This is a genomic window from Aequoribacter fuscus, from assembly GCF_009910365.1.
Classification (GTDB): Bacteria; Pseudomonadota; Gammaproteobacteria; order Pseudomonadales; family Halieaceae; genus Aequoribacter; species Aequoribacter fuscus.
This window is the reverse complement of the sequence record NZ_CP036423.1, coordinates 495838-508164: the sequence shown is the minus strand read 5'-3', so window position 1 is coordinate 508164 and position 12327 is coordinate 495838. Positions and strand designations below refer to the sequence as shown.

The window sequence follows — 12327 nt, the reverse complement described above, 5'->3', positions numbered from 1 at the left end:
AGCGCCCATCCTGTCGAGCGCTCTCGCCGCCTATACAGATGACTTTACACAAGCGACTAGCCGCGAATCTTATTGAATACGGGCCAAGACTTTCGAATAAAAGGTGCCCGGTGCTCTGGGTCGTAACCACTTTGAACAGAGCCCAAATACTCTAAACCAGAAATGATAGGGATACTGTTCAAACGCTGATCCAATCGCTTGCGGTCGACAGCGTCAAGCCCTTTTAATCGCTCTTGTAAGCGTTCCAGACACCATACGCGATATGGAGAGGTGCGGATGTTCTTGTACAATGTAGCCTGCACGGTAAAGTTATGCAGCTCTTGGTCTTGCTGCCAGGCCTGTGCATTCGCGATGAGCGCCGGGATATGAGTCTCAGCGATTTCAATTAAAAGAGGATCCAGATCAACAGGAACACCCGAGTCGAGCGGCCCTTCACAGCGATCAGCACGTGCAGCCCAAACACGATAAACCCAAGCCATCACGTCTGGATACTCCTCGCGCATAATCGCACCAGGGGTTGGGTCCATCGCAAAATGACGTAAACAGGGACCCATGAGACCGATATCAGCAATCGTCGGCCGCTGCCCCAACAAAAAAGGCTTATTAGCCAAGGCCGTTCGCAGGGCCTGCAGCAACCGCAAGTACGAACCTTCTATGTGTGCTCGGCTGGTGGCGTTAACCCCGTCATTTTTCACAAAGTTCTGAAATTGCCGTCGACGAGTTCGCCAACGCTTCAACCAGCCTGGCGCTGGGATATCCCGCCCCATATCATCAGTGATTTGCTGCACCAGCAACTTCGCGCTTAAGGGATAACTCCACCGAAAATGCATGGCGGGACGCCACAACCATTCATCGGCGTAATCTTCGATCAAGCAGCCTATGAATTTCTGAACAGGATCACTGGGATAAATCGTATGTTTGGGGTAGCGCTCATCGAGCCACTCAATCATCGGGGTGGTATCAGTCAACCAACGACCATCGTTAAGCTGCACCGCTGGCATTTGCATAGCACCCGTGGCCTCGGGAATAGTGTGCATAAATTGCTTCGCCGTCATCGCATGAAATCGATACGGAATGCCTTTGTAGCGTAAAAACGATTCCAGCTTGCCACTAAAGTAGGATACTTTAAGTCCGTAGACATCTAATACGTCTGGCTCTGTCACAACAACCCGTCTCGCCTGTTATCTTTATAGGCCACATCATGGCATGAACGCCCTGTAGCTTTGAAGCGATTGCTTGCCAGATGGCTTTCGGAAGGTAAAAAAAAGGCGGGGTAGCAACCCCGCCTTGATTATCAGTTCTAGCGCTTACCAGTTGTAAGTCGCTGAGAACACGTAAGTGCGTGGCTCTTGCCAGTTGGCCGTGCGGAACATACCGAAGTCGATGCCTTGAATCATCTTGTCCTCGTCCATGGCATTGCGAACGAAGAACGAAAAGTCCATGGTACCGTTTCCAGCGGCAACGTCATTGAGAGACAAGCGAGCATTCAAGTTTTCTATCGAAGGAATGCTGTTTGTCGCAACACTGTATGAACCACCCGCGTTAGGCGCAGTTAAACTCTTGTTAACCGAGTAAAGATACATATCATCTGTGTAGCTGTAATCAATCATTAAGTTAACTTCACCAATGCTCAAGCGCGCCAGGGTTCCGTTTAACTGTAGCGAATAGGTAGACTCAGGAGCATAGCCTGGCAAGCGGTTAGAGGCTGTATCAATCAGCGGGGCCGTTGAATCAGTTGCGGGCACACCGTTGGTGAACACAATTGGTGAATCGGGGTACTTGTCATAAGACGCGTCTAAGTAACCATAGTTACCTGACAACCTCCAGTCCTCTGTCAGCTGAATCGCAAATTCAACCTCAAAACCTTGGTAGGTTGACTCACCCGCGTTGGTCACCAGTGACTGTGTTGTACCTGGTAACAACTGCGTAATGTGCTGATCATCAATCGAGTTTTGGAACAGTGCGACGTTCAAACGCGCTCGGCCATCCATCAGTTCTGACTTAAAGCCAACTTCTTTTGATAATGAAGTTTGAGGCTGAAAAGGATTTACAACGCTCGCATCGGCAACTTCAGAACTGAAACCACCGCTCTTGAACCCTTTAGCCATACGCGCATACAGCGTTGCGTTCTCTGACATTTGATATGACAAAGCAAACATTGGACTCATATCATCAAATGTGTCGCTATATGTGGTGTATGGCAACAAAGCTAAACCAGGGATTCCAGGAGTGTCCATCACGAACGCCCCACCAAAACCTGCAGTCATGTATCGATGTGTCCAGCCAGTACGTTCTTCTTCTGTGTATCGAGCACCAAAGGTCGCTGTCAATGACTCATTGATCGCGAAGTCCATTTGACCGTAGACCGCCCAGGCTTCCGTATCCGCTGCATAATTTGACTGCTGCGGAGGAAGACCGAACAAGGTGAATTCTTGGCTTCCGTTCGTCTCGCCTTCATCTTCGAAATAATAGACACCAGCAACCCAATTCACAGTATCACGAGATGCGATCCACTGTAACTCATGCGACATTTGCTCGTAATCAGTTTTACGATTGTAGCTCGCGGACATACCCCATGCGTTCTGGGCATTAACGAAAGGAGCGTTGATCGTCACTAGATTAGTACCATCAATATCCTGAGAGTCTTCAAAATTCATCGTTCTATTAGAGCCGATGTACTTTAACTGATCTTGGTCTGTCAAATCGTACTCGAGCGTTAACGAATGAGAGCGGCCTCTATTGTATTCGTAAACTTCGGCTTGACCATTCGCTACATTGGTACTGACCGTCTTAGGGCGAGATGTTGTAATGTAAGGCGTAATACCCGCTTCGATTAAACCACCTAGATAAGGTCCAAAGATTGCTGGAAAACCACCACGCCATCCGTCAGCAGCGAATAAGCTCGTTGGTATTGGCGTCTGATCCGTATGCGTGTAGTCGAAGTCATACAGTAGGGTCAATTTGTCTGAGGGCTCCCATAAGACCGAGGTTCGGAAAGCCTGATTATCTGTAGAGCCCAAATCCGGCCCACTCATGTTAGTAGCCCATCCATCCGCTTGCTCTCTGCGCAGACCAAAGCTGATAGAGGTATCACCCATCTTAGGGAGATCCATTTGCAAACGAGCAACTTGACGATCGTAGTTACCCAGCTCAATACGCGCTGAACCACTCATCTCACCTGAGGGTCTGCGAGTTACAAAGTTGATGGCGCCACCCTCGGTATTACGACCAAAGAGTGTGCCTTGAGGTCCGCGCAACACCTCAACACGCTCAATGTCGACAACATCGAAGACAGAGCCTTGGGTTTTACCTAGATAAATACCATTAAGGTAAATACCTACAGGCGCATCGATCCAGATTGCTGGCTGACCTTGCCCGCTACCTCGGATCGCAGTCGTGGAGATCAAACGGGCCCCTGGATTCTGCCGAATCATGACGTTAGGGACAACAGCGTTAAGGTCTCCGAGGCTTTCAATGGAGCGACTATCGAGCTCTTCGGCGCCAATTGCCGAAATCGACAGAGGAATATCTTGAAGATTTTCTTCACGTTTCTGCGCCGTTACGATCACTTCTTCCAAAGCGACTCGCTGGCCCTCTTGCGCGCTTACCATGCCGCCGGTAGCAGCGCCCACGGCTAAGCACATAACTTTAACTAGGTTGCGATTGATGTTCATGGTCAATCTGGCTCCTCTCATTTTTTTTATGAAATAAACGCCGTCTCTTCGGCGCTCTATTTACTAGACTACCTTTCGGCGATGCACCCGTCTGTGTGACAGAGCGTTCAACGTAGCGGAGGTCGGCACTTTTGTACATCGTCCATTCGGATCATAGCGAGAAAGCGTGTGACATATTCACCGATTTACACGACTCAGCGTGCACACTGTGCTGCGGGTTAATCACGCCCTTGATGCGTGACGAGCCCCTCGCGGCCGCAGCCGATAACGCAGAATTCTTTCAAAAGAAGCAGATGCGGTTAGAGCAATCACTTAATCCTTTTGAGAAAAAAGTGTTACCCATGTGTCCGGTATACAAACCGCTTAAGCGCGGTTTGTCGAAGTGGTTCTCATCTCAGACCGGCTAACCACAAACAAAAAAGGCCCGTCTAACGACGAGCCTTTATTTGTTTGGTGGGCCGTGCTGGATGGATTCGAGCCTGACTCGCGTCAGCCTCTCACCCCAATGGGGCGCCGTCGCTGCGCTCCCGCGTCCAAACCGCTTAAGCGCGGTTTGTCGAAGTGGTTCTCATCTCAGACCGGCTAGCCACAAACAAAAAAGGCCCGTCTGACGACGAGCCTTCATTTGTTTGGTGGGCCGTGCTGGATGGATTCGAGCCTGACTCGCGTCAGCCTCTCACCCCAATGGGGCGCCGTCGCTGCGCTCCCGCGTCCAAACCGCTTAAGCGCGGTTTGTCGAAGTGGTTCTCATCTCAGACCGGCTAACCACAAATAAAAAAGGCCCGTCTAACGACGAGCCTTTATTTGTTTGGTGGGCCGTGCTGGATGGATTCGAGCCTGACTCGCGTCAGCCTCTCACCCCAATGGGGCGCCGTCGCTGCGCTCCCGCGTCCAAACCGCTTAAGCGCGGTTTGTCGAAGTGGTTCTCATCTCAGACCGGCTAACCACAAACAAAAAAGGCCCGTCTAACGACGAGCCTTTATTTGTTTGGTGGGCCGTGCTGGATTCGAACCAGCGACCAATTGGTTAAAAGCCAACTGCTCTACCAGCTGAGCTAACGGCCCGGAGGAGGCGCGAATTTTACTGGTTTACGCGAAAAACTCAAGCCCCAAAGTAAAGAAAAAACGACTAAAAGGATTTATGCCAACTTGTAACGTGTTGGATCGGCAACGCCGGCGGACTCAAAGCCCTCTTTACGCAAACGACAACTGTCGCACAATCCACACGCGCGGCCTTGATTATCGGCTTGATAGCACGAGACCGTGGCGCTGTAGTCAACGCCTAGCTGGCTACCCTGCTGAATAATCTCTGCCTTAGATAAATTCGACAAAGGCGCCTGAATCCGCAAATGATTGCCCTCAACACCCGCCTTCGTCGCAACATTCGCCAGTGATTCGTAAGCCGAAATGAATTCAGGCCGACAATCGGGATAACCTGAATAATCCACAGCGTTTACGCCAATAAAAATATCGAGCGCGCCAAGGACTTCAGCCCAGCCTAACGCAATCGACAAGAAGATCGTATTGCGCGCTGGCACATAAGTAATAGGAATACCCTCGGTTGGCGACTCTGGTACCGCGATAGCAGTATCCGTTAATGCGGATCCGCCGATCGAATCCAAGTTCAAAGTCACCACTTTGTGAGTCACATCAGGGTAACCTGCCGAAATACGTTCCGCCGCAATGAGTTCTGCACGGTGCCGCTGCCCGTAGTCGAAACTCAGTGTATAGCACTCAAAACCTTGAGCATGCGCCATGGCCAGCACGGTAGCCGAGTCTAAGCCTCCCGAGACCAGTATCACGGCTTTGGGTAAGGCATTAGCGTCCTGGTTCATCATTCCAAAGTAACTTATGTAGTTGTAACTGAAAACGCACAGGGAGTCGATCGGCCAAAATCCAGTCGGCCAACTGCGTGGGTGTTAACTTACCGTGCACCGGAGAGAACAGTATGTCTGATACTCGCCCTACCAAACCCAATTCGTCTACTTTAAATCGAGCCCAGTCGTAGTCTTCACGATCGGTAATCACGAACTTGACCTGATCGTGCAGGTTTAACAGCGCAATATTCTCGTAGTCATTCCTGTGAGACTCGCCAGAGCCCGGCGTCTTTAGATCTAAAACCTTAACCACGCGCGCATCAACGTCTGCGACCGACAAAGCGCCCGAAGTCTCCAGAGAGACTTCATAACCTTCATCACAGAGCATTTGCAGCAAAGGCCAGCAATTGGGTTGAGCCAAAGGCTCACCCCCCGTGACCGTCACGAAACGCGTATTAAACGCCGCAGCTTGTTCCAGAATATCGCCTAACGCAATTTGTGTACCGCCATGGAAGGCATACTCGGTATCGCAATAAACACAGCGTAGCGGACAACCCGTTAGACGGATAAAGACGGTAGGTAACCCTAAAGTACGAGTCTCGCCCTGAAGGCTATAAAAAATCTCGCTGATGCGTAAGGTCTGATTTCGGGGCGCGCTCGCCTGTTTCACGCCCGACGTTGATGCGTGATTCATTTTAGTATTTGTCAGCCAAAAACTTTTTGGCAAGTTCGGCCACGGGCTGTTTCGGGTAAGTCGCTATAACCGCTTCAAGCATCGTCTTGGCGCGCTCGGCATTGCCTTTCGCGAAATATACCGTAGCCAGTTTAAAGCTCGCATCAGGCACCTTATTGTGCTGCGGGTACAGATCTAGCAATAACTGAAAGGCTTGGCGCGACAGCTCCAAATTTGGCTGTTCAAGCACCAAATACAATTCACCGAGCCAGTAGTGTGCGTTGGGAGCATACGCGCCATCTGGGTAGTCCAACAAAAACTCATTAAATGAGGCGACAGCATCATCAAACTTGCGGTCGTACACCAACTGGCGCGCGGCTAGGTAGGCGGGTTCTTCTTTCGCATCAGCCGGTGGGGTAGCAGAATCGGATGCTGTGACGGGCGCTGAGACAGCCTCTTGCATCACTGCATTGGATTGCGCTGGGGCCGTTGTGCTGACGGCGCCGCCAGCAAGTCGCCGATCGATATCCATGTAGCGTTCAAGACTTTGTTGCTGCAGGGTTTTTATCTGATAGGCCTGCTCTTCCACCACGCCGTTTAAACGACGGACTTCGTCGGCCAAACGTTGAACCTGAACGAACAAAGATCCTGGATCTGAGGCCGCGTTGGTCGCGTTATCCTGTACCAATACACTTGGCTTAGTGGTTGCGATCTGGCCATTGAGGCCATAGCTGACTGACCCTTGGGGCACAGCGATGGGACGAACGACGTCCTCCCCGTCGGGCTGCGCTTCCGATACCAGTGGTGAGGTACTGGGGCGAGCGCGTTCCGACTCAAGATCAATAAAATCCTGAGCCAAAACGCTAACACTTAAGAATAACGCGCTTAACGCTCCGAGTGCTTTTTGCATTTTTAACGCCGCTTACTTGATCTCGACGCGACGGTTTTGTGACCAGCTCACTTCACTTGAGCCGTACGACACGGGCTTCTCTTCACCGAAGCTGATGCTCTCTAAACGGTAGCCGGGGATGCCTTTGACCATCATGTAGTCGCGCACTGCGTTCGCACGGCGCTCACCCAATGCCATGTTGTACTCGCGAGTGCCACGCTCGTCAGTGTGGCCTTCGAGGCGCACTGATGCACCGGTGTTTTTCAGTAACGCTACGTGCTTATCTAGAACTGCTCGTCCTGTATCAGTTAGGGTCGAGCTATCGAACTCAAAATAAACAACACTGCCGGCCATACGGGCATCATCTTGCAAACGGCGAAGTTCCGCCGCAACCTGCGCTTCAGCGCGCTCTTTAGCCGCTTGCGCTGCTGCCGCATCGGCCTCCGCTTGTGCTGCGGCTTCAGCTGCTGCTTGCGCTGCCGCTGCCTCTTGCTCTTTTGTGTCGTTTCCAGCGCAAGCGGCTAGAAATACGCTTAAAAAAGCGACGGTGACTAACTGGCGAAATTGAGGAAGCTGTTTCATGCGATTTTCCTTTTCACGAAGGGTTTGTTAATCCGTATCAATCAGGGTGTCTTTGGCAGGTACGGTGACCACGAGGGCTCTCGAACCTCGCCATCACGCGCTGGAAGATTAAATCGCGCGCCACCGTCTACCGAGACTGCGGCTAAGATGCCTCGCCCCGCTTGTTTCGTTGCATAGAGTACCATAGACCCATTGGGTGCGATACTCGGACTCTCATCTAAATCTGTAGAAGTTAGCGCCGTTAAGCGACGTGTTTCTAAATCTAATACGGCGATTTTATAGTCGCCGTCCTGCTGGTGTACTAACACCACATTGCGACCGTCTTGAGCAACGCGGGCACGGGCGTTGTAACTGCCCTCGTACGTCACGCGGTCGGTCAATCCGGTGACAAAATCGTAGCGATAAATTTGAGGCCGACCCGGGCGGTCAGAGGTGAACAGCAATGACTTACCGTCGGGCATCCAGGTAGGTTCGGTATCGATATCGTAATGCCGAGTAATGCGCTCTAGAGCATAGGTTTCTAGATCAAGCACGTAGATATCGGGGTTACCATCTTTCGACAACACCATTGCCATGCGCTTACCGTCAGGTGACCAACTGGGTGAGCCATTGAGTCCCCTAAACGCAGTGAGCTGCTCGCGAGCACCGGTTTGAAGATTCTGCCGAAAAATCGCTGGGCGCGACGTTTCAAACGATACGTAAGCAATTTCGGTGGCATCGGGAGACCACGTCGGCGCCAAGATCGGCTCACGCGAAGCGAGCAAGACTCGCGGGCGCGCCCCATCAGAATCCGCTAACGTCAGTTCGTAATAGTCTTTCTCGCCGGGAATAGGAGTCACCGCGACGTACAACAATTTCGTTGCAAAGGCGCCGGGTATACCGGTCAGAGCGGTATAAACTCGATCCGCAATACGATGCGCCAGCGTTCGCACTTCGCCTCTAACGGCTTGTTCGCTGCCTTGAATCACCAAGGTTTGCTTATTGACGTCGTACAACGCAAAGTCCGCGGTCAGGGTTTGTTCGCCGCTCAACCGACCAATTAACAGATACTGTGCGTTCACCATGCGCCAATCGCGAAAAAAGATGTCCTCATCACGAGAGGGCGTACCCAGCATATTTTCCCGTGCCACGGGGGCGAATTGACCGCTGCGGTACAGGTCGTTTTGAATCACGAAAGCCACGTCCTCTGGGGCGACACCGGGCCCCTCCCAAGCAAATGGCGATATTGCGATCACCGTGGGGTTGTCGATACCTTGGGTGATTTCGATGACCAACTCAGCGCGCGCGACCGGACTCAAGAACGTGGCGACTGAAACAACCACTGACAAAAAAAACGCCTTCATTAGTATCGCAAGTCCTCTGGTTTGAACAATAACTTAAAACGTCGGAACGTCTTCTCGAATTCCCGAGGTGGGAGCTTCTGCAACTCAGGGAACCGAGCAGCCTTTTCTACCGCATTCACCGCCGAACGATCAAATGCCGCATCGCCGCTACTTTGCACCACCGTCACCCCCACGATGTCCCCAGTGGGTATCAACTGCAACTGTAAAACGGTTTGCATGCCGTTGCGAGCACTCGGGGGGCGAGACCAGTAATTCACGACCGTTTGACGGATCAAGGCCGTATAGCTGGCAGTAAGGTCTTGTTCCGACGAATCGCCCTCGGCCGCCAAACTCTGATCAATGTTGGTTTTAGTCAACCTAGCGAGCTCTTCCGCGGTAAAGCGCTGAGCGGGATTAGGGGTTTTAGGCTGTGCACCCGGCGCAACCGTCTCTTTAGGTATCACGGGGGTGGCTGCACTGACTTTGGTATCAATAGGCTTGGTATTGATTTGCTGCGACTGCTGGTTTAATTCCTGAGTCGATGGTCGATTAGGAATGACATCGGTAATCGAGCGTTTGGGCTTAGACTTAGGAATGGAGGCTACGTCCACCAGCTTGGCGCTAATCACTTGGGTGGGCTTCGTGGTTTCGTAGTACTCAGGAATGACCGAATTCCAGTTAATGAGCAACATCAGCAGACCCAAGCCATGAATCACAACCGTAACGGTGACCGGCACTAGGCCGTCGACTAAGGCATACCAGAGCCGTATCACTCTGGAGACTCCGTCACCAAGCCAACATTGGCTGCGCCGGAGGCCTGCAAAGCCACCATCAAGTTGACAACTTGACCGTAGGGCACGGCTTGATCACCCCATACTAGAACAGGTTTATTGGGATTCGCGCGGAGCACAGCGCCGACTCGACGCTGAAGGGTTTCCATTGTGATCGCTGCGGACTCATCGCCGCCCACGTTAAGATACAACTCGCCGTTGGCTTTTATCGAGGCGATCAACGGCTCACTGTCATCGCTATCAACAGCTTGGGCTTCGGCCTTGGGCAATTCGACCTCGACGCCTTGCATCAACAGTGGTGCTGTCACCATAAAAATAATAAGCAACACCAGCATGACGTCGATATACGGCACAACGTTAATTTCAGCGACTGGTCGTAAGCGCTTGCGCCCTGCCATATCAGGCTTGCTCCTGCTGACGCTGCTTTAAGGCATAAGCTTGGCGATACAGCAAACCTGAAAACTCGTCCATAAAGGTATCGTAGCGGTTCACGAATACATCCACTCTGGCAGTGTAGCGGTTGTACGCAAGCACGGCGGGGATCGCGGCAAACAAGCCCATAGCCGTCGCGACCAGAGCTTCAGAAATACCAGGAGCTACGGTAGCAAGCGTTGCCTGAGAGCTGCTGGCCAGACCTCGAAACGAATGCATAATACCCCACACTGTTCCAAACAAACCGATGTAAGGACTGGTCGAGCCCACCGACGCCAGAAAGGACAAGTTTTGCTCTAACCGCTCCTCCTCGCGCAACATCGCAACTCGCATGGCCCGTCGCGCTCCTTCTAGAATGGCGTCAGCATCCATTTCAGGTTGCTGTGCCAAGCGCGAAAACTCTTTAAAGCCCGCACGGAACAAGCTCTCCATGCCAAGAATGAGTTCGCCATTCGCTGCTCGCTCCGAGCCATCTTTGTAGAGCGACGACAAGTCTGAACCCGACCAAAAGGCGTCTTCAAAATCCAGCATCGCAGATTTAGCGCGCTGAAAATATAAGCCACGTTTCACAATCATGAACCATGAGGTTATCGATGCGAGTACCAGCATGGCCATCACGGCTTGTACCGTAAGACTGGCTTCCAGCACTAGATCCAACAAACTTAACTGCTCTTCCAAGACTTAGCCTCCATTCATGACTTTTAATAGCGCATCATGCATAACTGTAGGCAAGCGCACTGGGGTTTGAGTCGTTCGATTGACGCATGCACATTCGACAAGTGCATCTGCCAAGAGTTCATCGTTTCGGTACACCGCCTGACGAACGATAAAACGGGCACCTTTCGCTAGCGTGGGCTCTGCCGTAACGTGCAAGTCGTCATCCAACACTGCACTGCTGAGGTACCGAATTTTGACATCACGCACCACAAACATAAGGCCATCATTAAAAATGCCCTCTTTACCAAAGCCCAATGTGCGCATGAATTCAGTGCGTGCACGCTCCATGAACTTGAGGTAATTCACGTAATAAACGATACCGCCAGCATCGGTGTCCTCGATGTAGACTCGAACAGGCAACGCGAACCGATTCATTCACTGACACCATCGATTGGCAGTTCGCTCTGCGGGCTCAAAGCGCCTTTAACATCCAACCCGAAATGCAAATAGGCATTGCGAGTCACCATTCGCCCTCGGGGTGTCCGCATCATATAACCCTGCTGAATCAAATAAGGCTCAATCACATCCTCGATGGTACCCCGTTCTTCTGAAATGGCCGCCGCCAAACTCTCCACCCCAACGGGGCCACCGTCGAACTTCTCGATCATAGCCAGCAATAAACGACGATCGAGGTGATCAAACCCTTGCACATCAACGTTCAGCATATCCAAGGCACGATCGGCAATAGTCTGCGTAACGATGCCGTCGCCTTTGACTTCCGCAAAATCTCGAACACGGCGCAGCAAACGGTTAGCGATACGCGGGGTTCCGCGCGAACGGCGTGCGACTTCAACCGCGCCACCCTCCTCCATATCAACGCCCATAATCTTGGCTGAACGCGCCACAATGGTGGCCAAATCTGCAACGTTGTAAAATTCTAGACGTTGTACAATGCCAAATCGGTCACGCAAGGGTGAAGTCAACAAACCCGCGCGCGTAGTCGCTCCGACCAGTGTAAACGGCGGTAAATCCAGTTTAATGGAGCGTGCCGCGGGCCCCTCACCGATCATAATATCGAGCTGGTAGTCCTCCATCGCCGGATAAAGAACTTCTTCTACAAAGGGGCTCAAACGGTGAATCTCATCAATAAACAACACATCGCCAGGCTCTAAATTCGTCATCAAAGCTGCAATATCACCCGCTTTATCCAACACAGGACCCGATGTGGTTTTTAATGACACTCCCATTTCATTGGCAATAATTGATGCCAAGGTCGTCTTACCCAAACCAGGAGGACCAAAGATCAAGGTGTGATCTAAAGGTTCTCCACGACCTTTTGCCGCAGACAAGAAAATATCCATTTGTTCTTTAACGGCCGACTGACCAATGTAGTCAGCGAGTGATTTCGGACGTATCGCTCGATCAATCGCTTCTTCGGCGCGACCTTCCGCCTGCGGAGCAATAAGTCTGTCTGTTTCAATCACCGAATTC

Annotated in this window: 12 protein-coding genes and 1 tRNA gene; all 13 read right to left on the bottom strand. The window is 51.8% G+C overall.

Annotated elements, in window-relative coordinates; genetic code table 11:
• Nucleotides 1–56: 56 nt before the first annotated feature.
• The 13 genes from EYZ66_RS02340 to ruvB all read right to left on the bottom strand — a co-directional run bounded on the left by EYZ66_RS02340 (nt 57) and on the right by ruvB (nt 12320).
• Nucleotides 57–1163: a glutathione S-transferase family protein gene (locus EYZ66_RS02340; protein WP_009575581.1), complete on the bottom strand. Its 1107-nt coding sequence runs from the start codon at nt 1161–1163 to the stop codon at nt 57–59.
• Between the two features lie 144 nt (nt 1164–1307).
• Nucleotides 1308–3674, bottom strand: a complete 2367-nt coding sequence (locus tag EYZ66_RS02335) for a TonB-dependent receptor (protein ID WP_009575582.1) — start codon at nt 3672–3674, stop codon at nt 1308–1310.
• A gap of 988 nt (nt 3675–4662) precedes the next feature.
• Nucleotides 4663–4738, bottom strand: a tRNA-Lys gene (locus EYZ66_RS02330).
• Nucleotides 4739–4812: 74 nt separating this feature from the next.
• Nucleotides 4813–5508, bottom strand: a complete 696-nt coding sequence (gene queC / locus EYZ66_RS02325; RefSeq protein ID WP_009574471.1) for a 7-cyano-7-deazaguanine synthase QueC — start codon at nt 5506–5508, stop codon at nt 4813–4815.
• Entirely contained in the window at nt 5492–6184 is a 693-nt protein-coding gene (gene queE, locus EYZ66_RS02320; protein ID WP_009574470.1) for a 7-carboxy-7-deazaguanine synthase QueE, read from the bottom strand. The genes queC and queE overlap by 17 nt, the downstream gene beginning before the upstream one ends.
• A 1-nt stretch (nt 6185) precedes the next feature.
• Entirely contained in the window at nt 6186–7073 is an 888-nt protein-coding gene (gene ybgF / locus EYZ66_RS02315) for a tol-pal system protein YbgF (RefSeq protein ID WP_009574469.1), read from the bottom strand.
• A gap of 12 nt (nt 7074–7085) precedes the next feature.
• The gene (gene pal, locus EYZ66_RS02310) at nt 7086–7634 is read right to left on the bottom strand and encodes a peptidoglycan-associated lipoprotein Pal (RefSeq protein ID WP_009574468.1); all 549 of its coding nucleotides are present in this window, start codon (nt 7632–7634) and stop codon (nt 7086–7088) included.
• 41 nt (nt 7635–7675) lie between these two features.
• Nucleotides 7676–8977, bottom strand: a complete 1302-nt coding sequence (gene tolB / locus EYZ66_RS02305) for a Tol-Pal system beta propeller repeat protein TolB (RefSeq protein WP_009574467.1) — start codon at nt 8975–8977, stop codon at nt 7676–7678.
• On the bottom strand, nt 8977–9729 hold the full coding sequence (gene tolA / locus EYZ66_RS02300; RefSeq protein WP_009574466.1) for a cell envelope integrity protein TolA: 753 nt from the start codon (nt 9727–9729) through the stop codon (nt 8977–8979). Before tolA ends, tolB begins: the two co-directional genes overlap by 1 nt.
• Nucleotides 9726–10145: a protein TolR gene (tolR, locus tag EYZ66_RS02295; RefSeq protein ID WP_009574465.1), complete on the bottom strand. Its 420-nt coding sequence runs from the start codon at nt 10143–10145 to the stop codon at nt 9726–9728. Before tolR ends, tolA begins: the two co-directional genes overlap by 4 nt.
• Nucleotide 10146: 1 nt before the next feature.
• The gene (gene tolQ, locus EYZ66_RS02290) at nt 10147–10857 is read right to left on the bottom strand and encodes a protein TolQ (protein ID WP_009574464.1); all 711 of its coding nucleotides are present in this window, start codon (nt 10855–10857) and stop codon (nt 10147–10149) included.
• Between the two features lie 3 nt (nt 10858–10860).
• Nucleotides 10861–11256, bottom strand: a complete 396-nt coding sequence (gene ybgC, locus EYZ66_RS02285) for a tol-pal system-associated acyl-CoA thioesterase (RefSeq protein WP_412767113.1) — start codon at nt 11254–11256, stop codon at nt 10861–10863.
• An 11-nt stretch (nt 11257–11267) separates the two neighbouring features.
• Entirely contained in the window at nt 11268–12320 is a 1053-nt protein-coding gene (gene ruvB / locus EYZ66_RS02280; RefSeq protein WP_009574462.1) for a Holliday junction branch migration DNA helicase RuvB, read from the bottom strand.
• Nucleotides 12321–12327 lie beyond the last annotated feature (7 nt).

Bases quoted from the DNA above. Each gene is read 5' to 3' on its own strand.
- EYZ66_RS02335 (WP_009575582.1), bottom strand. From the start codon at position 3,674: ATGAACATCAATCGCAACCTAGTTAAAGTTATGTGCTTAGCCGTGGGC.
- tolR (WP_009574465.1), bottom strand. From the start codon at position 10,145: ATGGCAGGGCGCAAGCGCTTACGACCAGTCGCTGAAATTAACGTTGTG.
- queE (WP_009574470.1), bottom strand. From the start codon at position 6,184: ATGAATCACGCATCAACGTCGGGCGTGAAACAGGCGAGCGCGCCCCGA.
- pal (WP_009574468.1), bottom strand. From the start codon at position 7,634: ATGAAACAGCTTCCTCAATTTCGCCAGTTAGTCACCGTCGCTTTTTTA.
- ybgF (WP_009574469.1), bottom strand. From the start codon at position 7,073: ATGCAAAAAGCACTCGGAGCGTTAAGCGCGTTATTCTTAAGTGTTAGC.
- queC (WP_009574471.1), bottom strand. From the start codon at position 5,508: ATGAACCAGGACGCTAATGCCTTACCCAAAGCCGTGATACTGGTCTCG.
- tolB (WP_009574467.1), bottom strand. From the start codon at position 8,977: ATGAAGGCGTTTTTTTTGTCAGTGGTTGTTTCAGTCGCCACGTTCTTG.